The 21896-nt window shown below is 72.1% G+C and carries 22 protein-coding genes; 13 read left to right on the top strand and 9 right to left on the bottom strand.

The window, feature by feature from the left end; genetic code table 11:
- Positions 1–189: 189 nt before the first annotated feature.
- The 3 genes from K3N28_RS23395 to mce all read right to left on the bottom strand — a co-directional run bounded on the left by K3N28_RS23395 (position 190) and on the right by mce (position 4023).
- A complete protein-coding gene (locus K3N28_RS23395) occupies positions 190–1992 on the bottom strand; it encodes a DivIVA domain-containing protein (protein WP_304608752.1) in 1803 nt (600 codons plus the stop codon).
- 174 nt (positions 1993–2166) lie between these two features.
- Positions 2167–3366, bottom strand: a complete 1200-nt coding sequence (locus K3N28_RS21875) for a cell division protein DivIVA (RefSeq protein ID WP_228094883.1) — start codon at positions 3364–3366, stop codon at positions 2167–2169.
- A 228-nt stretch (positions 3367–3594) separates the two neighbouring features.
- Complete coding sequence (gene mce / locus K3N28_RS21870; RefSeq protein WP_228094882.1) at positions 3595–4023, bottom strand: methylmalonyl-CoA epimerase; 429 nt, start codon at positions 4021–4023, stop codon at positions 3595–3597.
- Between the two features lie 33 nt (positions 4024–4056).
- Here mce and K3N28_RS21865 point away from each other — a divergent pair, with 33 nt between their 5' ends.
- The 6 genes from K3N28_RS21865 (at position 4057) to K3N28_RS21840 (ending at position 11201) form a co-directional block, all read left to right on the top strand.
- Positions 4057–5229: an acetyl-CoA C-acyltransferase gene (locus K3N28_RS21865; RefSeq protein WP_228094881.1), complete on the top strand. Its 1173-nt coding sequence runs from the start codon at positions 4057–4059 to the stop codon at positions 5227–5229.
- Entirely contained in the window at positions 5226–6179 is a 954-nt protein-coding gene (gene meaB, locus K3N28_RS21860) for a methylmalonyl Co-A mutase-associated GTPase MeaB (RefSeq protein ID WP_228094880.1), read from the top strand. The genes K3N28_RS21865 and meaB overlap by 4 nt, the downstream gene beginning before the upstream one ends.
- Before the next feature lie 42 nt (positions 6180–6221).
- Positions 6222–8840, top strand: a complete 2619-nt coding sequence (locus K3N28_RS21855) for a valine--tRNA ligase (RefSeq protein WP_228094879.1) — start codon at positions 6222–6224, stop codon at positions 8838–8840.
- Between the two features lie 75 nt (positions 8841–8915).
- Entirely contained in the window at positions 8916–10268 is a 1353-nt protein-coding gene (locus K3N28_RS21850; protein WP_374209853.1) for a folylpolyglutamate synthase/dihydrofolate synthase family protein, read from the top strand.
- Positions 10261–10683, top strand: a complete 423-nt coding sequence (locus tag K3N28_RS21845) for a DUF4233 domain-containing protein (protein ID WP_228094877.1) — start codon at positions 10261–10263, stop codon at positions 10681–10683. Before K3N28_RS21850 ends, K3N28_RS21845 begins: the two co-directional genes overlap by 8 nt.
- Positions 10680–11201, top strand: a complete 522-nt coding sequence (locus K3N28_RS21840) for a GNAT family N-acetyltransferase (RefSeq protein WP_228094876.1) — start codon at positions 10680–10682, stop codon at positions 11199–11201. Before K3N28_RS21845 ends, K3N28_RS21840 begins: the two co-directional genes overlap by 4 nt.
- On the opposite strand, the gene K3N28_RS21835 is transcribed toward K3N28_RS21840, so the two are convergent.
- Positions 11183–11431: a hypothetical protein gene (locus tag K3N28_RS21835; RefSeq protein WP_228094875.1), complete on the bottom strand. Its 249-nt coding sequence runs from the start codon at positions 11429–11431 to the stop codon at positions 11183–11185. The two genes, K3N28_RS21840 and K3N28_RS21835, sit on opposite strands and share 19 nt — an antisense overlap.
- Positions 11432–11634: 203 nt before the next feature.
- On the opposite strand from K3N28_RS21835, the gene K3N28_RS21830 reads away from it, so the two are divergent.
- The 3 genes from K3N28_RS21830 to K3N28_RS21820 are packed head-to-tail and all read left to right on the top strand — an operon-like array spanning position 11635 to position 15458.
- Positions 11635–13500, top strand: a complete 1866-nt coding sequence (locus K3N28_RS21830) for an SCO2524 family protein (protein ID WP_228094874.1) — start codon at positions 11635–11637, stop codon at positions 13498–13500.
- Positions 13501–13502: 2 nt separating this feature from the next.
- A complete protein-coding gene (locus K3N28_RS21825) occupies positions 13503–14447 on the top strand; it encodes an SCO2523 family variant P-loop protein (RefSeq protein WP_228094873.1) in 945 nt (314 codons plus the stop codon).
- A gap of 12 nt (positions 14448–14459) precedes the next feature.
- Positions 14460–15458, top strand: coding sequence for an SCO2522 family protein (locus K3N28_RS21820; protein WP_228094872.1), 999 nt, complete (start codon positions 14460–14462; stop codon positions 15456–15458).
- On the opposite strand, the gene K3N28_RS21815 is transcribed toward K3N28_RS21820, so the two are convergent.
- Together K3N28_RS21815 and K3N28_RS21810 are read right to left on the bottom strand one after the other, a co-directional pair.
- Entirely contained in the window at positions 15455–16477 is a 1023-nt protein-coding gene (locus K3N28_RS21815; protein ID WP_228094871.1) for an SCO2521 family protein, read from the bottom strand. The two genes, K3N28_RS21820 and K3N28_RS21815, sit on opposite strands and share 4 nt — an antisense overlap.
- A 39-nt stretch (positions 16478–16516) precedes the next feature.
- A complete protein-coding gene (locus K3N28_RS21810) occupies positions 16517–17944 on the bottom strand; it encodes a VOC family protein (protein WP_228094870.1) in 1428 nt (475 codons plus the stop codon).
- Between the two features lie 245 nt (positions 17945–18189).
- On the opposite strand from K3N28_RS21810, the gene ndk reads away from it, so the two are divergent.
- The gene (gene ndk / locus K3N28_RS21805) at positions 18190–18597 is read left to right on the top strand and encodes a nucleoside-diphosphate kinase (RefSeq protein ID WP_228094869.1); all 408 of its coding nucleotides are present in this window, start codon (positions 18190–18192) and stop codon (positions 18595–18597) included.
- Between the two features lie 53 nt (positions 18598–18650).
- On the opposite strand, the gene K3N28_RS21800 is transcribed toward ndk, so the two are convergent.
- Positions 18651–18923, bottom strand: coding sequence for an NTP transferase domain-containing protein (locus tag K3N28_RS21800; RefSeq protein WP_228094868.1), 273 nt, complete (start codon positions 18921–18923; stop codon positions 18651–18653).
- Between K3N28_RS21800 and K3N28_RS23425 the strand changes: the two genes are divergently transcribed.
- Both K3N28_RS23425 and K3N28_RS21790 read left to right on the top strand, forming a co-directional pair.
- Positions 18825–19067, top strand: a complete 243-nt coding sequence (locus tag K3N28_RS23425; RefSeq protein WP_308062216.1) for a hypothetical protein — start codon at positions 18825–18827, stop codon at positions 19065–19067. The two genes, K3N28_RS21800 and K3N28_RS23425, sit on opposite strands and share 99 nt — an antisense overlap.
- Positions 19068–19082: 15 nt before the next feature.
- Positions 19083–19442 (top strand): tRNA-binding protein, encoded by a 360-nt coding sequence (locus K3N28_RS21790; RefSeq protein WP_228094866.1) that lies wholly within the window; start codon positions 19083–19085, stop codon positions 19440–19442.
- 59 nt (positions 19443–19501) lie between these two features.
- Here K3N28_RS21790 and K3N28_RS21785 read toward each other — a convergent pair whose 3' ends face one another.
- On the bottom strand, positions 19502–20407 hold the full coding sequence (locus tag K3N28_RS21785) for a 2-hydroxyacid dehydrogenase (protein WP_228094865.1): 906 nt from the start codon (positions 20405–20407) through the stop codon (positions 19502–19504).
- A 256-nt stretch (positions 20408–20663) separates the two neighbouring features.
- A complete protein-coding gene (locus K3N28_RS21780; RefSeq protein ID WP_374209852.1) occupies positions 20664–21248 on the bottom strand; it encodes a dihydrofolate reductase family protein in 585 nt (194 codons plus the stop codon).
- A 226-nt stretch (positions 21249–21474) separates the two neighbouring features.
- Between K3N28_RS21780 and K3N28_RS21775 the strand changes: the two genes are divergently transcribed.
- Positions 21475–21870, top strand: a complete 396-nt coding sequence (locus tag K3N28_RS21775) for a hypothetical protein (protein WP_228094863.1) — start codon at positions 21475–21477, stop codon at positions 21868–21870.
- Positions 21871–21896: the final 26 nt, after the last annotated feature.

Below are 21896 nucleotides of genomic sequence, written 5' to 3'. Positions count from 1 at the left end.
CGGCGATGACCGGTCCCCCTCACGGCGGCGCCTGCGGGCCGTGAAGCGAGTCCGGTCAGCGGGGCCCGCGCCGAGCGATCGGCGCGGGCCCCGTCGCGTTCCGGCGGGTGCGGCGGCCCGAAGCCGCCGCCCGCGGAGGACGACGCAGGGCCCGCACCGGGATCGGTGCGGGCCCTGTGCTTCGTGCGCTTACGAGGAGGACACCTTCTCGGTGGACTCGCTGCTCTGCTTCCCGCCGCCCTGCGGGCGCTTGCGGTTGTTCGCGCCGGGCTGGTCGTTCCCCGTCGGCTCCTGCGCGGGCGCCTCGGCCTCGCCGTCGCGGCCCGCGCGGGCCTCCTCCAGCAGCTTCTTCGCCTGCGCCCGGGCCGTGGCCAGGATCGCCTCGGAGTCGCGCCGCGCGGTCTGCTTGGCGGACTTCGACAGTTCCTCGGCGCGGCGCTTGGCGTTCTCGGCCCTCTTCTCGGCCTCGGCCACGTACTGGTCGCGTTCGGACTTGACCTGCTCGGCCTCCTGGTTCGCCTGCTCCAGGACCTTGGCGGCCTCGGCCTTCGCGTCGGCCAAGAGCTGCTCCCGCTCGGCCTCGATCGCGGCCAGCTCGGTGCGGGACCGCTCGACCTGGGCCTCGGCCTCCACCTTCGCCCGATCCGCGTCCTCGCGCAGCTTCGCGGCCTCCGCGGCGGCCTCGGCCGTGATCCGCTCCACCTCGGCGGCGGCCTGCTCACGCAGCCGCTGCACCTCGATCGCGGTGTCCTCGTTGAGCTTCCGGGCGGCGGCCTCGGCGTCCTCTCGCTCCTTGCGGGCGGCCTCGGCCGCCTCCTCGCGCATGCGCCGGGTCTCGCGCTCGGTCTCCTCGGCCAGCCGCACCGCGGCGGCCTCGGCGTCCTCGCGCTCCTGGCGCGCGGCGGCTTCGGCCGCGGCGGTCAGCTCGGCGAGCCTCGTCTCGGTCTCGGCGGCCAGCCGCTGCGACTCGGCCTCGGCCTCTTCGAGCTTGCGCTGGGCCTCCTGACGGAGCCGCTTGGCCTCGTCGGCGGCCTCGGTGCGCGTCTGGGTCGCACTGTCGGCGGCCTCGGCCCGCACGCGCGTGGCCTCGCTCTCGGCCTCGGAGCGGACGGTCTGCGCGAAGATCTCGGTCTCCTGCTTGAACTTCTCGAGGCTCTCGACCGCCTCGGTGCGCAGGTCCCGCAGTTCCGCCTCGTGCTCGGCGCGCTTGCGCTCGGCCTCGGCCTCGGCTTCGGCGGCCATCCGCTCGGCCTTCTCGCGGGCCTCGGCGACCACCTGCTCCGCCGTCTGGGCGGCGTCGTCCTTGAGCTGCTGGGCCTCGGCGCGCAGGCGCTCGACATGAGCGACCAGCTGCCGGGTCTGCTCGTCAGCGGCGGCGCGCTTGTTCTCGGCGTCCTGCTCGGCCTCGGCCACGAGGGCCGCGGCGCGCTCCTTCGCCTGGTCCACCATGGCCTGTGCTTCGCGGGCGCGCTTGTTGATCTCGGCGTCGATGATGGCCCGCCGGTCGGCCTCGGCCTTCTCGGCGGCGGCCCGCCGGGCCTTCAACGTGGTCTCGAAATCCTTGCGCGCCTGCTCGATCTGCGCCTCGGCCTCCCGCAGGCGCTGGTCGGCGTGCTGGTGCAGGTGCTGGGTCTGCGCGTGGGCGTTGGCCTTGATCTCCTCGGCCTGCTCCTCCGCGAGGGTCAGCATGTGCTCGATCCGCACGCCCAAGTGCCGGTAGGAGGCCTTGTCGCCGGCGGCGCTGCGGCGGCGCAGATCCTGGATCTGGGCCTGCAACTGCTGGATCTGCACCACGAGCCGGTCGATCTGGGCGAGCGCTTCGGCGCGTTCCCCCGCCAGCGTGTCCATCTGGAGCTGCATCTGCTGGAGGTACCGGTCCACCTGCCGTTTGTCGTAGCCGCGCAGGGCGGTCTCGAACCCCCGGTCGATGGGTCCGGCCTCATCGAATCCGGTCAGCAGTTCCGAATCATCGAGTCTGTCTTCACGCGCCATACCCTCATCCTCACGTAAGCCGCGTCCCGTCACATCCGGCAAGGGACCGGATGTGACGGGACGCGGCCGAAGCTGTGGTTCCTCCACCGTCGACCAACGCCTGCGACCATTCTTCACTGCCGCAGACTTCGACGGTAACGCGGATTCGCCAGGTTTACTTGTCGTCAGGCGTTTCTACTTGTCATCGGACGACTGCCCGAGAGCGCCTCCCAGCGCCCCGCTGACCAGACCGCTGAGGTTGCGCAGAGTCTCCTGCACCTGGTCGCGCTTCGCGGTGAGCTCGGAGACCTTGGTCTCCGCCTCCTGCGTGACGCGCTCAGCGTCCGATTTGGCGTCCGCGAGCAAGCGCTCGGCCTCGGCCTTCGCATCGGCCACGAGCTTGTTCGCGTCCTTTTTGGCCTTGCTGGTGGTCTCTTCCGCGTACTTGTCGGCCTCGGAGCGCTTTTCCTCGGCGCGGGTCTCGGCGGACTTGGCGCGCTCCTCGGCGTCGCGGGCACGGTTCTCGGCGTCGGAGACGAGCTTCTGCGTCTCGGCGACGGCGCGGGTGTGGCGCTCGGACTCCTCGCGCTCGGCCTTCTCCTTGCGCTCGGCCAGTTCGAGGTCGAGGGCCTGGAGGTCCTTGTCGCGCTTCTCCTTCGCCTCGGCGAAGAGCTTCGCGGCCTCGGCGCGCTTCTCCTCCGCCTCGCGGGCGGCCTTGGCGCGCAGCTGGGTGATCTCGCGGTCGGCCGTGGCACGGAGGGTCGCGACCTCGCGCTCGACGGACGCCTTGAGCTCGGCGACTTCGTGACCGGTCGCAGTGCGCAGCTGCTTGGTCTCGCGCTCGGCGTCGGCGCGGAGGGTCTCGCACTCGCGGCGGGCGTTGGTCCGCAGCTCGGCGACCTCGCGCTCGACCTGGGTGCGGAGGGTGTTGGCCTCGCGCTCGGCGTTCTGCTTCAGGCTGCCGGCCTCGCCGCGGGCGGCGTCGGTGATCTCGCGGGACTCGAGGCGGGCGGCCGAGAGGATGCCCTCGGTCTCGCGCTTGGCCTCGGCGCGGTGCTCGTTCGCCTGCTCCTCGGCCAACCGCAGGATCTGCTCGACCCGGGTGCCGAGCCCGGAGAGCGTCGGGCGGGTGTTCTCCTCGAGCTGCTTCTGCTGCTCGGCGAGGCGCTGCTCGAGACCCTGGATGCGCTGCTCGGCCTGGCGCAGACGACGCTGGGCGTCCGTCATCCGCTGCTCGGCCTCGGTGCGCTGCTGCTCGGTCTGAGTCAGCTTCGCCAGGTTCTTCTGGATGAAGTCATCCACCTGGTGCCGGTCGTACCCCCGCAACTGCACGGGGAATTCCGGCACCGATTGGTCGTTGTCGAAAAAGGTACTGCTGGAGGGCTGCTGCGACATGGACCAATACTTGCAGACGCGACCGGGAATGTCGACAGCAAGGTCAGGGGTTTGTGGAGCGGGAACCACCCGCAACACTAGCCGCAAAACGGGCGAAATCCTTGAAACACCGCGGAAGTCGGTCGAGGTCCGTTTTCACCGTTCTTCGAGTGTCACTCGAACGGCGTCGCGTATCCGACAGCCACGGTGGTCCCGCGGCCACGCTCCGGCAGGGGCCCGGCAAAAGCCCTATGCCGGTTCGACCAGTTCCACCAGGACGCCGCCGGCGTCCCGCGGGTGCACGAAGTTGATCTTGGAGCCCGCGGTGCCCGGCCGCGCCTCCTCGTACAGCAGCCGCGCGCCGCGCGCCCGCAGCGCCGCCGCGGCCGCCTCGACGTCGGCGACGGTGAACGCCAGCTGCTGGAGCCCCGGCCCCTTCGTCCCGATGAACTTCGCGATCGGCGAGTCCTCCCCGAGCGGCGCGAGCAGCTGCACCTGCGCTCCGCCCTCGGGCCAGGCCACCATCGCCTCGACCACGCCCTGCGCCTCGTTCACCTCGCGGTGCACGGCCCGCCCGCCGAGCGCGCCCTCATACCATTCCAGGGCCGCATCCAGGTCCGGGACCGCGATTCCCACGTGATCGATGCGCCGCAATCCGATTCCGTCAGTGAACGTCATACGATCGAGCGTATCGACCAACGGAGGATCGCCATGAACGACAGCACTCACAAGGACTGCACCGTCATCCTCGCCGCCGCCCGGACACCCATCGGGCGCTTCAACGGCGCACTCGCCGACGTCCCCGCCACCGAGCTGGCCGGGACCGCCGTCAGGGCCGCGCTCGAACGCGCCGGGGTCGCCCCCGACCTGGTGGACCAGGTGATCCTCGGGCAGGTCCTGCCCGCCGGATGCGGCCAGAACCCCGCCCGCCAGGCCGCCGTCGCGGCCGGGCTGCCGATGCGCGTCCCCGCATTGTCGGTCAACAAGGTGTGCCTCTCCGGGCTCACCGCCGTGGGCCTGGCCGACCAGCTCCTGCGCGGCGGCGCCGCCGACGTCGTCGTCGCCGGCGGCATGGAGTCGATGAGCCGCGCCCCGCACCTGCTGCCCGGCTCGCGCCGCGGCTTCAAGTACGGCGAGACCGTCCTCCTCGACCACCTCGCCCACGACGGCCTCACTGACGCCTACGACGGCATCTCCATGGGCGAGTCCACCGAGCGCCACCTCAAGGGCCGCTCGATCACCCGCGAGGACCAGGACGCCTTCGCCGCGCTCTCGCACCAGCGGGCCGCCAAGGCCGCCGAGCGCCTCGCCGAGGAGATCACCTCGGTCGAGACCCGCAAGGGCCTCGTCGACGCCGACGAGGGCGTCCGGCCCGACTCCACCGCGTCCGGTCTGGCCCAGCTGCGCCCCGCCTTCACCGAGAACGGCACCATCACCGCCGCGACGGCCTCCCAGATCTCCGACGGCGCGTCCGCGCTCGTCCTCGCCCGCAAGTCCGTGGCCGAGGCCAACGGCTGGGCCTGGACCGCGGAGATCCTCGGCTACGCCACGGTCGCCGGCCCCGACAACTCGCTGCTCGACCAGCCCGCCAACGCCATCGCGAAGGCGCTCGACATCGCCGGCGTCGCGGCCGCGGACCTCGACGTGGTCGAGATGAACGAGGCCTTCGCCGCCGTGGTCCTGGCCTCGGCCGAGACCCTCGGCGTCGACCTCGACCGCGTCAACCCCGACGGCGGCGCGATCGCGCTCGGCCACCCGATCGGGGCCTCCGGGGCCCGGCTCGCGCAGACCCTCGCCCGCCAGCTCGGCCCCGGCCGGCTCGGCGCGGCCGGCCTGTGCGGCGGCGGCGGCCAGGGCGACGCGATCGTCCTCAAGGGAGCATGACTCGAGTGCGAGACAGCGCTTTGCACGACACCGCTCTGCACGACACCGTGGCGGCGGCCCGGGCGGGCGACCGCCGGGCCACCGCCCGCCTCCTGACCGCTCTGGAGAACCAGACGCCGGACGCCGCCGAGATCGCCCGCCTCGTCAAAGGCGGCGACGCCACGATCGTCGGCGTCACCGGCTCGCCCGGCGTCGGCAAGTCCACCCTGGTCTCGGCGCTCATCGCCGCGTGGCGCGCGGCGGACCTGCGGGTCGCCGTCCTCGCCGTGGACCCCTCCAGCCCGTTCAGCGGCGGCGCGATCCTCGGCGACCGCGTCCGCATGGCCGACCACGCCCTCGACACCGGCGTCTACATCCGCTCCGTGGCCACCCGCGGGCACCTCGGCGGCCTCGCGGCCACCACCGGCGCGGGCGTGCGCCTCCTCGAAGGGCTCGGCTTCGACGTCGTGGTCGTCGAGACCGTCGGCGTCGGCCAGGCCGAAGTCGAGATCGCCAGCCTCGCCGACACGACGCTCCTGCTGCTCGCACCCGGCATGGGCGACGGCATCCAGGCCGTCAAGGCCGGGGTCGTGGAGATCGCGGACGTCTACGTCGTCAACAAGGCCGACCGGCCCGGCGCCGACGGCGCGGTGCGCGACCTGCGCGCCATGATGAGCCTCGTCCGACGCGAGCCCGGCGAATGGCGGCAGCCGATCTGCACCACCGTCGCCGCCGAAGGCAAGGGCGTCGACGACCTCGTCGCCGCCATCGCGAAGCACCGCGACTGGCTCGCCGGGAGCGACCACCTCGCGCTGCACCGCCGGCGGCGGGCCGCCGCGGAGATCCGCGCCCGCGTCGACGCGGCCCTGCGCGAGCGCTACCGGGTCCCGGAGGCGCTGGCGGCGGCGGTCGCGAACGGCGAGATCGACGTCGCCTCGGCCGCGGGGAGGGTTCTGGGCGACACCGAGTAAACCGCTTCGCGCCCCAGCCCGCGTGCTCCTTACACTGGACGGGTGACAGACGCAGCTAAGAAGACACCGGACCTGGAAACCCATCTGCCGAAGACGTACGCGCCCGTAGAGGTAGAGGCGCGACGCTACGCCAAGTGGGTAGCCGACGGGCGCTTCAAGGCTGACGACGACTCGGACCGCGAGCCCTACGCGATCGTGATCCCGCCGCCGAACGTGACCGGCCAGCTGCACCTCGGGCACGCGCTCGACCACACCCTCATCGACACCCTCGTGCGCCGCGAGCGCATGCGCGGCAAGGAGGCCCTGTTCCTGCCGGGCACCGACCACGCCGGGATCTCGACGCAGAACGTGGTGGAGCGCCAGCTCGCCGACAAGGAGGGCCTGTCCCGCCACGACCTCGGCCGCGAAGGCTTCGTCGAGCGCGTGTGGGAGTGGAAGGACGTCTACCACGAGCGCATCACCTCGCAGATGAAGAAGATCGGCGACGGCGTCGACTGGGACCGCGAGCGGTTCACGCTCGACGAGGGCCTCTCCAACGCCGTGCAGACGATGTTCAAGCGCATGTACGACGACGGCATGATCTACCGCGCCGAGCGCATCATCAACTGGTGCCCGCGCTGCATGACCGCCCTGTCGGACATCGAGGTGGAGCACCAGGAGGACGCGGGCGAGCTCGTGTCCATGCGCTACGGCGAGGGCGAGGCCTCGATCGTGGTGGCCACGACCCGCCTGGAGACGATGCTCGGCGACACCGCCGTGGCCGTCCACCCCGACGACGAGCGCTACCGGCACCTGCTCGGCACGACGGTGGAGGTCCCGTTCACCGGCCGCCGCATCCCGATCGTGGCCGACTCGCACGTCGACCCGGAGTTCGGGACCGGCGCGGTGAAGGTGACCCCGGCGCACGACCCGAACGACTTCGCGATCGGCCAGCGCCACGGCCTGGAGTCGATCCTCATCATGGACGAGCGCGGCGTGATCACCGCGCACGGCCCGTTCCAGGGCCTGGACCGGTTCGAGGCGCGTTCGGCGATCGCCTCGGCGCTGCGGGCCGAGGGCCGCATCGTGGCCGAGAAGCGCCCGTACCTGCACGCCGTCGGGCACTGCGAGCGCTGCGACACCACCGTGGAGCCGCGCCTGTCGAAGCAGTGGTTCGTGAAGGTGGAGCGCCTGGCCAAGCTGGCGGGCGACGCCGTCCGCAACGGCGAGACGAAGATTCACCCGCCGGAGATGGAGAAGCGCTACTTCTCGTGGGTGGACAACCTGCTCGACTGGTGCATCTCGCGCCAGCTGTGGTGGGGCCACCGCATCCCGATCTGGTACGGCCCGAACGGCGAAGAGGTGTGCGTGGGCCCGGGCGAGACCGCCCCCGAGGGCTACGTGCAGGACCCGGACGTGCTCGACACGTGGTTCTCCTCGGGACTGTGGCCGTTCTCGACGTTCGGCTGGCCGGAGGGCACGAAGGCCCTCGACAAGTTCTATCCGACCGCGGTGCTCGTCACCGGCTGGGACATCATCTTCTTCTGGGTGGTCCGGATGATGATGTTCGGGACCTACGCCATGGGCAGGGCGCCCTTCGGCGAGGTGTTCCTGCACGGCCTCATCCGCGACAAGCACGGCAAGAAGATGTCGAAGTCCTCCGGGAACGGCATCGACCCGCTCGAGGTGGTCGACCAGTACGGCGCGGACGCGCTGCGGTTCATGCTCGCGCGCGACGCGAACCCGGGCGCGGACTCGATCGCGTCGATCGAACTGGCGGAGATCAGCCGGAACTTCTGCAACAAGCTGTGGAACGGCACGCGCTTCGCGCTCATGAGCGGGGCCACGGTCGAAGGGGACCTGCCCGCCGACCCGTCGCTGATCGACCGGTGGATCCTCTCGCGGCTCTCGAACACGGTCGAGGCGGTCGACCGCCACTTCGAGCAGTACGAGTTCGCGAAGGCCATGGACGCGCTCTACCACTTCGCGTGGGACGACGTGTTCGACTGGTACGTGGAGCTCACCAAGCCGGTGCTCGCCGAGGGCGGGCAGGCCGCCGAGGACACCCGCCGCGTGCTCGGCCACGTCTTCGACCGGCTGCTGCGCCTGCTGCACCCGGTGATCCCGTTCGTCACCGAGGAGCTGTGGCTCACGCTCACCGGCGGCGAGCCGCGCGGGGAGTCGCTGACCGTGGCCGCCTGGCCCGAGGCCGCCGGGGCCGACGAGGAGGCCGAGCGCCTCGTCGCCGCGCTCCAGCACCTCGTGGTCGAGGTGCGCCGCTTCCGCCAGGACCAGGGCGTCAAGCCGAGCCAGCGGGTGGCCGCGCGCATCAGCGGCCTGGACGCGGCGGGGCTGGGCGACCAGGAGCGGTTCATCCGCTCGCTCGTCAAGCTCGACGCCGAGGCCGAGGGCTTCGCGCCGACCGCCGAGCTCGCGGTGTCCGACCAGATCACCGTCGCGCTCGACACCTCCGGCACGATCGACGTCGCGGCCGAGCGGGCCCGGCTCGAGAAGGCCCTGAAGGTCGCCGAGAAGGAGCTGGCCGGGACCACGGGCAAACTCGGCAACGAGGCGTTCCTGGCGAAGGCGCCCGACGCCGTGGTCGAGAAGATCAAGGCGCGCCAGGCGACCGCCGAGGCCGACATCGCCCGCATCACCGCACAGCTCGAACGACTGGCGTAACCGGTCCGCGGCCGTCCGACGGGGACGGCCGCGGACCGCTCACCGGCCGCCGCCGCGGCCCACCGACGCTCGCCAATGGGGGATCACACCTTGAACGCCGAATTCGCCCAGGTCGAGGCCGCGCTCGAAGCGCGCGGCTTCTCCCGCTGGGACTTCACCCTCGACCGCATCAAGCAGCTGCTCGACATGATGGGCGACCCGCAGCGGTCCTTCCGTTCCGTGCACATCACCGGCACCAACGGCAAGACCTCGACCAGCCGCATGATCGAGCGGCTGCTGCGCGGGCACGGGCTGCGCACCGGCATGTTCACCTCGCCGCACCTCACCACGGTCAACGAGCGGATCTGCATCGACGGCGAACCGATCCCGTTCGACAAGTTCGCCGCCCAGTACTACGAGATCGCGCCGCTCGCCGAACTCGTCGACCGCGAGGCCTCCGAGCCGCTCACCTACTTCGAGATGACCGTGGCGCTCGCCATGGGCGCGTTCGCGGACACCCCGATCGACGTGGGCGTCATCGAAGTGGGCCTCGGCGGCGAGACCGACTCGACGAACGTCCTGGGCGCCGAGGTCGCGGTCATCACCCCCATCGGGATCGACCACACCAAGTGGCTCGGCGAGACCCTCGCCGAGATCGCGACCATGAAGGCCGGGATCGTCCACGAGGGATCGACGCTCGTCACCGCGGCGCAGGAGCGCTCGGCCATGGAGCCGCTGCTGCGCCGCGCCAACGCCGTCGGCGCGAAGCTCGTGCCCGAGGGCCGCGGCTTCGAGGTCACCGCCCGCGAGGTGGCCTTCGGCGGCCAGCTCGTCACCATCGAGACCCGTGCGGCCCGCTACCAGGACCTGTTCCTGCCCCTCCACGGCGAGTACCAGGCGCACAACGCCGCGCTCGCGCTCGCCGCCGTCGAGGTGCTCCTCGGCGCGGGCGAACCGAAGGCCCTCGACGCCGAGGTCGTGGAGCAGGCCTTCGCGGAGTTCTCCTCGCCCGGCCGCCTCGAGCTGGTGCGCAACGCCCCCGCGGTCCTCCTCGACGCCGCCCACAACCCGGCGGGCATGGAGGCCATGACGCGGGCCGTGGAGGAGGAGTTCAACTTCCGCAAGCTCGTCGGCGTCGTCGGCATGCTCGCCGACAAGGACGCCGACCACATGCTCGAACTCCTCGAACCGGTCCTCGACGAGATCGTCGTGACGAAGTCCTCTTCGGACCGGGCGATGCCGGCGGCGACGCTCGCGAAGCTCGCCCGCGAGGTCTTCGGCGAGGAGCGCGTCACGGTGCTCCCGCACCTGCGCGACGCGATCACCCGCGGCATCGAGCTCGCCGAGGAGGCCGACGACCTCTACGAGTCCGGCGGCGGCGTCCTCATCACCGGTTCGGTCTTCACCGTCGCCGACGCCCGGAAGATCCTGGTCGGCCGTCGTGGCTGACCGGCGGCCGGACCCCGAGCGCCCCGAGCCCGAAACGGCCGAGGCCCCCTGGAGCGAGCCCGACGCGACCCGCTCGGGCCTGCGCGACCCCGCCAGGGCCGCGCGCAGCCTCGCCGCGATGGCGCTGGCCTTCGAGGCACTCGCGCTGCTGCTGGCGATCGTCCCGATGCGGATGATCCTGGACGACGCCACCGGCGCGATCGTCGCGGTCCTCGTCCTCACGGTCGCCTGCGTCGTCCTGGCGGGCATGGCCAGGCGCCCCTGGGTCTGGGCCGCGGGCGCGGTCGTCCAGGTCGCCCTGATCGCCTGCTGGGCCCTCCATTGGTCGCTCGGCGTGGCCGGCATCGTGTTCGCCCTCGTGTGGGCCTACTGCTGGTACGTGAAGACCGCGCTCGGCAGGCCGCCGAAACGATGAGGCTCCGCCTGGCGACCGAACGGCTCGTCCTGCGCGACTGGACCGAGGACGACGTCGAACCCTTCGCCGCGATGAACGCCGACCCCGACGTCATGCGCTACATCGGCGACGGGCTGCCGCGCACCGTCCGGCAGACCCGCGAGGCCGTCGAGCTGATGATGCGGCGCTGGGACGAGCAGGGCTGGGGCACGTTCGCCGTGGAGCTGGCCGAGACGCGCGAGTTCGTCGGCTTCGCGGCGCTGGCCGTTCCGGCGTTCCTGCCGGAGATCCTGCCCGCGGTCGAGGTGGGCTGGCGCATCGAGCGACGCCGGTGGGGCCAGGGGCTCGCGCCCGAGGCGGCGCGGGCGGTCATGGGATTCGCCTTCGACGAGCTGGGGCTCGACCGCGTCGTCTCCTGCATCCATCCGCAGAACGCCGCCTCGATCCGCGTCGCCGAGAAGCTCGGCATGACCTTGGAACGCGAGACGGTCGTCCCGGTCCGCGAGGTCCCCTGCAGCGTCTACGAACGCCGCGCCTGACGCCCGGGCGGCTCCGCCCAGCGCGTCCCGTCGGCCGCGCCGCCCTCGGCCCTACCCGTCCAGCCGCTCGGGATCGGTTCGCCGGACGGCGGTGCTCCGGGACGCTTCGCCGCGGTCCGTTTCGTCGCGACGCGCTCGGCCCTGCGGCGGCGCCGGTCGCGGACGCCGGTGACCGTCGCCGCCGTCGTCACGGCGCCGATGAGCAGGCCCGCCAAGATCAACTCGACCATCTCGACTCCTCGCGCATGAAGGGACCGGTTCGCCCGGTTTGCCACCTTACTGAAAGGACGCTCGAGACCCCGTTCTCGGACGTCCGAAGTCTGTCGGGTAGCCGACAGAACATGTTCTGTGAGCCTATTCGTGTCGCATCGTCGTGCCATAGTGAATCCGTCCGTTTCGGTCCTGAGCGCGCTCGGCGGTGAACCCTGTGAAGATGCAGCCTCGGCAACAGCTCCTCGACATCTGGAAGGCCGAAGTGGCCTACAGTTGGCGGGTCCCCGAGGACGGCGGCCGACACAAGGCCTGGCACTGGGGCGGGCGCAACGACTCCGACGCCGTCGGCGACGCCCAGCAGCTCCTGTGCCTGCTCTACCCCGCCCAGGAACTCGCCGAGCTCAACTACGCCGACCCCGACGCCACCAGCGACGCCGTGCTCGACGCCCTCGCGGGCCTCGGCGACGCCGTCGAGATCCCCATCCGGGTCATGCGCCTGGTCAAGAACTACATGGAGAAGCACGTCGACGACGCGGGCGTGCCCGTCTACTCCGGCGGCTCCAACATGCACCGGGTCGACCGCAGCCAGAAGGCCAGCGCCGAGCAGCGCGCCGTCGACGTCACCGAGGGCTTCGCGCTCGCGATCCCGCTGTGCCTCACCGCGTTGACGTTCCTCGCCGACTTCAGCCCCACCGTCGTCCGCATGGACCGCGAGGACCTCGTCAAGGAGCTGGAGGACGTCGAGCGCGCCGTCCACCGCCGCCTCCTCGGCGCGATCACCGGCCTGCTGCGGTCCTTCGCCGTGTCCACCTTCGACGCCGACGACGACTTCGGACGCCAGCTCATCGCCCTCATCAACGTCGACGGCCAGCCCGACCGCAAGATCGTGCGCCGCTTCCGCGAGGAGGCCGAGGAGATCGTCGCGACCCTGCGCACCATCACCGTCGGCTCGGGCGGTACCGCCGGCGTCGAGGCCCCCACGAAGCTCTTCGAGATCGGCTGGTCCTGGTCGGTCGTGGAGCAGGCCCCGGACATCCTCGACGTCTCCGACACCTCCACCCAGCGCCCGGGCCGCGCCGAGGACGCCCCGTACCTGTACTTCACCGTGGTGGCACTCGAAGCCATCCAGACGCTGTTCTCGCCGCGGGTCATGCGCCGCAACCTCCTCACCGAGGAGGAGCAGCGCCTCGTCCAGTCCCTGCAGCTGCGCGTGGACGTCACCCGCCGCTACTGGGCCATGGTCGCCTCCTTCGGCGGCGGCTCGAAGTGGCCGCTGGAGGACGTCCCCTGGCGCACCACCGACGGTCTCGAGTACGACTACTACAGCCTCCTGGTCTGCGCGGTCGCGACCGAGACGTTCGGTTCCCAGCGCGGCGGCGACGACGACCTCATCCGCCTCGGCGAGGTCCTCGTCGAACTCGCCAACCGCGGCCGCATCACCCGCCGCGCCCTCACCGGCGACCGGGCCGTGGAGATGCACTTCCCCGGCGTGAAGGCCGAACTCGCCGGCATCGAGAAGCTCGACGGCCCGGCGATGGTCTGGAACATGGTCGACTTCGCGCCGCTCCTGCTCAAGCGCCTCTACCACGCCGCCGGTCTCCTGGTCACCATCGGCGCCCGCGCCGAACTGCTCGACGTCGCCGACCAGGTGTGGGACCACCTCGCGCGCCGGCGCATCCGCGAGGGCCGGGCCGCGCGCCTGTGGGACCAGCCGCAGCAGGTCTACAGGGAGATCCCCGACTGGTTCGAGGACCCGTCCTGGCACTTCACCATCCGCGTGGTCGAGTCGATGGTCCTCGCCGCCCAGTTCGCGACCTCCGAGCCCGCACGCTCCCGCGGCCTGGAGGACCTGGCGCACGAGCTGCTCGTCGAGGCCGAGCACATCTACGACCAGGAGCTGCTGCGCGGCTCGGGGAACGCCGGTCCCGCGCTGGCGCAGGAGATCCGCTCGGTCGGCCTGACGATCCGCCACGCCAAGGACGTGGTCGACGAGCGCCCGGGCACCGCGTTCGCGCTCGGCGTGCGGGCCCTCATCGACCTCGACCGGCTCATCGCGGCCGGCCGCGACGCCGAGACCGGAGTGTGACGATGCTGCTGTTCGCGACCTCGGACAAGGGCGGTACGGGGCGCTCGGTCTCCTCCTGCAACCTGGCCTACCGGCGCGCCGTCCAGGGCAGCAACGTGTGCTATGTGGATTTCGACTTCGGTTCGCCCACGGCCGGGGCGATCTTCGCCGTCGACGACCTCGAACACGGCACCCACGGCAGCGGCATCCACGATTACCTCCAGGACCTCGCCTCCGAGCCCGAGCGGCACTCGGTGTGGGCCGTGAGCGACCGGTCCGAGCTCCAGGCCCGCCCGGACGGCGCGGGCGAGCTGGTGCTGTGCCCGGGGGACGCCGACGGCTCGGAGTTCTCCGGCGAGGCGGACACCGTGGACCGCTGCGTCAAGCTCCTCTACGAACTCTCGCGCGAGTTCGACCTGGTCATCGTCGACTTGAGCGCGGGCCGCTCCCACGCCACCGAGATGGTCATGGCCGCGACCGCCCGCCCCGAGCTCGCGAACCTGCCGTGGCGGTGGATCGTCTACCACCGCTGGACCAAGCAGCACGTCCTCGCCGCGCACTCGCTCGTGTACGGCGAGCGCGGCCTGGTGGAGACGAGCAGGGCCCTCGGCGAGGAGTACCAGCGCAAGCTCCTGGCCTCGATCCGCTACGTGCGCACCGCGGTCGTGGACCCCGACGGGGCCGACCTCTCGGGCCTCAAGCCCACGCAGGTCCGCTGGCTGCGCAAGATCGACGCCGACCTGCACCAGATGGCCGCGCGCCTCAAACTCGGCCGCATGAACCTGCTCGGCTCGGTCCCGCTCGACCCGGTCCTCCAGTGGCGCGAGCAGATCATCACCGACGCGGACACCGTCACGCTCGACATCGCCAACCAGGAGACCGTCCGGGCGTTCACGGAGCTGGCGGCGCGCTCCGCGGAGGAGCTGTTCGTGCCCGGCCTGGAGGCGCTCGCACGTGGGATCGACTGAGGGGCGGATCGGATGACGTACGAGGAGACCAGCGCCAAGCAGCGCACCGAACGCTTCGGCATGTCCCACCTGTCGATCGAGGTGGGGCATCTCTACGCCGAGGACCTGGCCCGGCCCGAGACGCTGAAGGCGGAGATGGCGTCGGCCGCCGCCTGGGTCCACGGCACCACCGAGGCCCTCCAGAAGCGCCTGGGCGGGCGCCGCCCGCGCGTGAGCACCTGCTACCTGGTGGACGACTACAGCCAGCAGGGCATGCCGCCGCCCGAGGAGCTGATCGGCGTCGTCACCGAGGCCGCCGCGGACGCGGGCCTGCGCATCGACTACCTCGCCCGCGAATCGGCGTGCGCCCGGATGGGCGGCCTGGACCTGGCCGCGCTCGTGGCCGACCGGATCGTGTTCGAGCCGCCGCCCGGCGCGAACGGCTCCCGCCCGCCGGTGGCCCGCTCGGGCTGGCTGTGCAACGGCGTGCCCAGCCCGAAGCCGAAGGGCATCGCGATGGGCGCGCCGGACCGCCAGTGGCGGCCCCCGAGCCAGAACGCGAAACGGGAGCACTCGGTGTTCCTCGACGTCGAGCTGTGGAGCGACACCGCGCAGGGCCGCCGCTGGTCCTGCCCGATGCTCGCCGCCGTCTGGCAGCTGCTGCGACTGGGCGTGCTGCGCGACCAGGGCAAGCGCATCGGCGTGCCCGAACCGGTCGAGGCGGTCGTCCCCGCCGAGCACGGCCACGACCCCGACCGCCCGGCGCGGGCCCGCTTCCCCGAGACGTGGGAGGCGATGCCGCCGATCCTCCAGCTGGAGGCGAAGGCGTTCCCGTTCCCGGCGTACCGCACCGTCTCGATCCTGTCGGTGAACTACCTGGAGGTCGAGCACGCGGTGCGGGTCATCTGCGGGTCGGTCCGCCCCGAGGCCGGCGCGATGGCGATCATCCGCACCTCGGCCGAACGCGAGGGCATGGCCCTCCCCGGCGAGCTCGTGGACCGCCTCTCCTACATCTTCCAGGGCCCGCTCTAGCGGTAGAACGAATCGCCCGAGCCGCCGGCCTGCCGTTGGCGCTGCTCCATCATGTCGAGCATCTGCGCGGCCAGATCCGCCGCGCCGTAGTCGATCTGCGAGCGCACCCGCTCGGTCATGGTGGTCCACTGCCGCGTCAGACCCGGCCGCCGCTCCAGCGCGTCCCACATGAACTCCAGGTCCCGCGAAGTCCGGGCCCCGGCCGACCACAGGTGCAGCAGGTGGTCGACGACCGGCCGGAGCGTGCGCAGCGTGTGCCGGGGGTCCTCGCCGATCTTCGCGAGCGCGATCCGCGCCGCGACCGCGCTCAGCAGCCAGTCGTGGACCGCGAGGTCCTCGGCGGCGGCCGCGACGTGCTCGGGGGCGACCGGTCCGATCACCATGCTCATGCGCCGCCGGTCGTTGCCGGCCAGGCGGAACGCCACGGCCTTGTCTTTCCCGGGGTCGATGACCGCGGCCCAGCGCAGCCGGGTCGACCCGGTCTTGATCGGCGGGCGCTGGTCGAACACGGGCCGCGAGAGCACGTCGTGGATCGAGTGCCGAGCGATCGCGGCCGCGTCGAGGAGCTTCGCGCGGTCGCGGCGGTTCTCGGCGACGAGGAAGCCCTCGGCGAGGCGGCGGGCGTCGAACTTCCCGATCGTCTCCAGCCTCCCGGGCTTGGCGAGGTAGTACGACCAGGGCATCCGCCGCGGATGCCGCGACGGCGACACCGCGGCCCAAGCCGAGCCCTGCAGCAGGTGGCCGCCGGTGAGCACCGCCCGCGAACTGACCGTGCCGACGGCCCGCAGCGAGCCGTTGCGGTCGTCCTCGTCGACCTGGTCGCTGTCCGGCTTGGGCCCCAGCGGGAGTCGGCAGTCCACGCCGTGCAGGAGCGTCGGGGACGCGGTGTGGGGGACCGGCCGGGCCCACTGCACGACCGTCTCGCCGACCGCCAGCGACAGGGCCGCGCGGGCCTCCTCGGGCGTGAGCGGCCGGGAGTGCGGCAGCAGCGCGGTGTGGATCTCGCCGACGATGAGCATGGGACCTCTACTCCGGTTCACTGGGGCCGGAACGCGCCGCTAGTCGCGTTCCCGGTGCTCGGTGATGGCCAGGCCGTGGCCGTCGGGGTCGCGGAACGCCGCGGCCCGCATCTCGTAGTGCTGGCCCAGCAGCGCGGTGCGCGGCAGGTGCAGGAACTCGACCCCGGCCTGGTTCATCTTCGCGAACGTGGAGTCGATGTCGCCGACCTCGAAGGTCAGGTGCATGACCCCGGTCTCGCCGGGCGGTGCGTCGGGCCGCTCCCACAGCAGGATCTTGCCGAACCCGGCGTCGAGCACCGCCGCCTCCTCCGTGCGGTCGGCCACGGTGAGCCCCAGAGCGTCCGTGTAGAACTCGATCGAGCGCTGCAGGTCGCCGACGACGAGCGTGGCGGCCACGTCGGTGACGTCGGCGCCGCCGAGGCGCTCCTCCGACAGGAGCAGTTCGGCGAGGTCGTGGGCGAGGCTGCGGCCTTCGGTGGTGTCGCGCTGCCGCGGCGGCGCCTTCAGTCGCGTGACGGCCTCGGCGATCCGTCCCTTGGCCGGCGCGGCCGCCGGTCGAGCCGGAGCCGTCGCGGTCCCAGTGGCCGCGGCGTCCCCGCCGACCTGATCGGTCGGCAGCGAGAACGCCACCGTGGACGGACCGTCGCCCGTCGGCGGCCCGGCGTCGCCGACCGCCGCCGCCAGCGGCTCCGGTTCGTCCTCGACCGTGATCGCCTCGCTCACCGGTTCGGTGACGACCGGCGGCGTCTCCGCCGCGATCGTCGCCTTCGGCTCATCGGCGGGCTCGGCGACCGCTTCGGCCGCGACGACTGCCACCGGCTCCACGACTGCCGCCTCCGCCGTGGCCGGTTTCGCCGGCCCCCCGACCGGCGCGGTCTGCGGCGCCCCGGCCGCCTTCTGCGCCGACTCCGGGAGCGAAGCGGGCTCGAACATGTCGCCGAGTGCGTCGATCGTCGCCGGCACCGCTTCCTTCACGGTCGCGGCCCGCGGCGCGTCGTCCTCCTCGATGAGGTCCTCGATCCGGTGCTGCCCGATGAGCGGCGGGGCCGGGACCGGTTGGGGGAAGCGCCGTTTCGAGTGCTCCACGGTGAAGAAGCCGATGCAGCCGGCCAGGCACAGGAACGCGAGCACGGCGATGCCGATGCTCTGCGCGCCGATCGCCATCGAGGTGAAGAAGAAGGAGAGGATCAGTAAAGTGATCGCGCCGACCGCGTGGGAGGTGCGCCAGCGCATCCTCCTGTCGGCGTTGAGGACCGTGCCGATCGCCTCGCCGCCGGCGGCGTGGTGCTGCCGGGTGTGCAGGTCCTTCAAGGCGTTCTGGTTGATGACCCACCAGCGCGCCTCGCGCTGGCGGCGCTGCTGGTCGAGCATGAGGCGCTGCTGCCGCAGCTGCTCGGCGGTGGCCGCCCGGCCCACCGGCTGCCGCGCGCCGCGGGGCATCGGCTTGCCGGGCGCGGTCTTGCGCACGCCCTGCGCGCCTTTCGCGCCGCCTTTGGCGGCGGTGCCTTTCGCCCCACTTTTCGCGCCGCCTTTACTGGGCGCCTTGGAAGGCCGTGGGGCGGGCCGCGGTGGTTGTCTCGGGGGCATCTGGGACACCTCATCCACAACTGGGAAACCGGGTTTCAATGTGAATCGTACGTGGGTGAGGCAACGGACACAACATCGCTTAGGATGGCAGCCACAATCCGACAGTCTCTTGCGAGGAGTTTCCCGTGGCCGAACAGCGCACGCTCGTGTTGATCAAACCCGACGCCGTCCGGCGCGGGCTCATCGGCGAGGTGCTCAGCCGCCTTGAACGCAAGGGCCTGCGCATCGAGCAGCTGCGGCTGCGGACGATGGACGCGGCGCTGTCGGACGCGCATTACGCCGAGCACGTCGGCCGGGAGTACTACGAGGGCCTGAAGGCCTTCATGACCTCCGGTCCCCTGGTGAGCCTGGTGGCCGCGGGCGACGAGGCGATCCCGGTGGTGCGCAAGCTCGCGGGGGCCACGGACGGGCGCAAGGCCGAGCCGGGCACGATCCGCGGCGACTTCTCGGTCTCGAACCAGCAGAACCTCATCCACGCCTCGGACTCCGAGGAGTCGGCGAAGCGCGAGATCGACCTCTGGTTCGCGGCCTAGGGTCCTCGACGCACCGCTGACGACGCCGGCGGCGGCACGCGGCCCGGTTCCCGCTAGGGCCGGATCGGCTGCGTCCCCGCCGGGCGCGTGAGCGCGGCGAGGTCGGCCGGGGTGTCGACGTCGATCCGATCACCCGGACAGGGGACCGCTGCGACGACTTCCGGGTGCGCGGCCAGGAAGTCGCGCACCCCCCGGTCGCCGACGGCGGCGTCCGCGATCGGCCCGAGGTGCTCGCGCGCGAAGTACATCGGGTGCCCGCGCCGTCCCTCGTAGACGGCGACCGCGACCGTCGCTCCCGCCGCGGCGGCGGCGATGACACCCCGCACCGCTTCGTCCTCGCGAACGCACGGCCCGCGACCGCCGTGCGGCTCACCATCTTCCCCGACGGCGGCATCGCCCGACTCCGCCTGTACGGCCGCCTGACGGAGGAGGCGCTGGTGGAAATGCGGCGGCGGTTCACGGGCCCGTAGCGGTATCCTCCGCGCATGGCTGCACCGACCGAGACCGCGGAGCCCAGCTCCGTCGAGGACTTCTTCCGGACCGAGATACGCGCCGGCCGTATCGTGAAATCGGAGCCGAACGAGAAGGCGCGCGTCCCCGCGTACAAGCTGTGGATCGACTTCGGCGACCTCGGCGTCAAGCAGTCGAGCGCCCAGATCACCGCCCGCTACAGCGCTGAAGCGCTCGTGGGCCGCACGGTCGTCGCGGTGACGAACTTCCCGCCGCGCCGCATCGCCGGCTTCAAGTCCGAGGTGCTCGTCCTCGGCGTCCCGGTCGAGGGCACGGACGAGGTCGTCCTGCTCGCCCCGGACGCCGACGTCCCACTCGGCGCCCGCATCGCCTGACACCGGGGCGCCCGGGAACCGCGCCTCAGCGAATCGGCCGCGCCCCCCGGCCGCCTCGCCTAGTAGCCGTTCTCGACCGCGTTCGCGAGCGGTTCACCGGCCGCGAGGCGGCGGATCTGGTCGCCCACCTGCGGGTAGCACCGCTCCATGAAGCCGTCGACGCCGCCGCCGACATGCGGCGTGATGAGCGCGCCCTCCAGCCCCCACAACTCGTGCTCGGCCGGGAGCGGCTCGGGTTCGGTCACGTCCAGCGCGCACCGCAGCCGCCCCGAGGCCACCTCGGCCGTGATCGCGGCGGTGTCGACGACCTTGCCGCGCGCGGCGTTCACCAGCAGCGCGCCGTCCTTCATGCGCGCCAGGAACGCCGCGTCGATGAGGCCCTCGGTCTCGGCGGTGAGCGGCACGATGACGACCACCACGTCGGCCTGCGGCAGCAGCTCCGGGAGATCCGCGAGCGTCCCGACCCCCGGCCGCGCGGTCCGCGCGATCTTGCCGACCGCCATGCCCAGCGCCGCGAACCGGCGCGCCACCGCCTCGCCGATCGATCCGGCGCCGACGATGAGCGCGGTCTTCCCGAACAGCGTCCCGGTCCGCACCGGCGCCCATTCCCGCTCGGCCTGCAGGCGCGCGAAGTGATCGAGCCGCCGCACCGACGCGAGCGACGCGGCCGCCACCCATTCGGCGGTCGCCTCGGTGTGCGCGCCGCGGTTGTCGCACAGCGCGACCCCCGCGGGCATGAACGGGACCCACGTCTCGACCCCGGCGCTGAGCAGCTGCACCGCTTCGAGGTTCGGCATGTCCTCCAGCAGTTCCGCGGGCGTCCGGGGCGTGGACGGCGGGACCAGGAACACGACGTCCTTCGGATCGGAGGGGTACGCGCCGCCGTCGAACACCTCGATCTCGACCTCGTCGGGGACCGGACCGAGGTGCGCCAGGCCCGCTTCGTGAGCGATCCAGATCTTCATGCGGCCATCGTAGGGTCCCCGCCTCGCCGGATCGTCGCGGTGATCCGCGAGCGAGCATCCGTCACAACCGCCCGTCTCAATGGCCGCTTCTCGCCTGCTCCGCCGAGGCGCGGCGCCGTTCGAACGCGGTTCCCGTGCTCGGCGCCGACCCTGCGCGCGGCCTCCGCCGCCGACGCCTGGAGCGCGGGTCGGTTCCTCGCTCCCGCAGGGCGAACGGGACCGCACGCCGCGGTCCCGTTCGCATCAGCGGCCCGGTCTACTTCACGCGGTACGTCAGGCAGGCGAACTGGCCGACGCTCTTGGTCTCGGTCAGTTCGAGGCGCTCGGCGAGGATCCGCCGCGGCAGCAGCGGCGCGCCCCCGCCGAGGGACACCGGCGCGAGCGACAGCCGGACCTCGTCGAGCAGGCCCGCGTCGAAGAACTGCCCGACGAGTTCGCCGCCGCCGACGATCCACCGGTCCCGGTCGCCGGCCGTCGCGACCATCTCGGCGTGGACCGGCGCGACGTCCCCGGACACGAACCGGATGTCCGCCCCGGGCACCGCCGGGAGGTCCCGGCTCGTGAAGACCCAGGTCGGCGGCTCGTACACCCACTTCTCCGGGTGCTCGACCGCTTTCTCGTAGTCGAGGATCCACTCGTACGTCGTCGAGCCCATGCAGATGGCCCCGACCCCGGCGAGGAACTGGCCGAACTCGTCCAGCGGGGAGTCCTCCGCCTCGCCCGTCGCGTCCGACTCCTCCGGCTCGCCTCCCGGGACGGCGAAGAGCCATTCGAGGGAGTTGTCGGGATCCGCGATGTACCCGTCGATGCTGGTCGCTGTGTTGTACACGGTTTTCGCCATCCCCTCAGCCAAGCACGGCCCACCGACATCGCGCCGAGGGGTTCGGCGCGCCCGTTTCGAACAGACCGGCTCGGCCGCAGGGCCGCCGCGGCGTGCTCCGCGAACGCCCGCTGTCGGCTTCCGGACATTATCCGTTTTGTATCTGAACGCGTGCTTCTTCAGCATTAGGTTGATTCCACGTCGTCCGGCGTGATCACGAGCAATCGCACCGAAGGGGTCCCCGATCATGCAGCGGTACTTCACTGCCATCGGCGTCTTGGCGGCCGCGTTCGCGCTGGCGCTGTCCGCCGCGTCCTCGGCCGCCGCCCAGCCCATCGCGGCGCCGACGCCCGTGAAATCGCGGATCGAGAGCACGGCCCCGCCGACCGTCGCCTCCGAGCAGCGGACCTGCCGGGCCCGCTTCGCCGAAGGCGTCAACCACCGCCGCCTCGCCGAGACCGGGTCCGCGATCCTTGAGATCATCCCGGCCGACACGTGGGTCCCGGTCTCCTGCGAACGCGGCGCCGGCGGCGAGTACCGCGCCTGCGGCCTCTCCAGCGACTACTGGATGGAGGTCTACTGGAACGGCGCCTGGGGCTACAGCGCCTGGGCCTGCGTCAAGGACTGGGAGTACACCTCCTAGACCCGCCGGAGATCTGCGGGGCCGGG

The sequence above is a fragment of the Glycomyces sp. TRM65418 genome, assembly GCF_019710475.1.
Classification (GTDB): Bacteria; Actinomycetota; Actinomycetes; order Mycobacteriales; family Micromonosporaceae; genus Glycomyces.
This window is presented reverse-complemented; position numbering and strand designations above follow the sequence as displayed.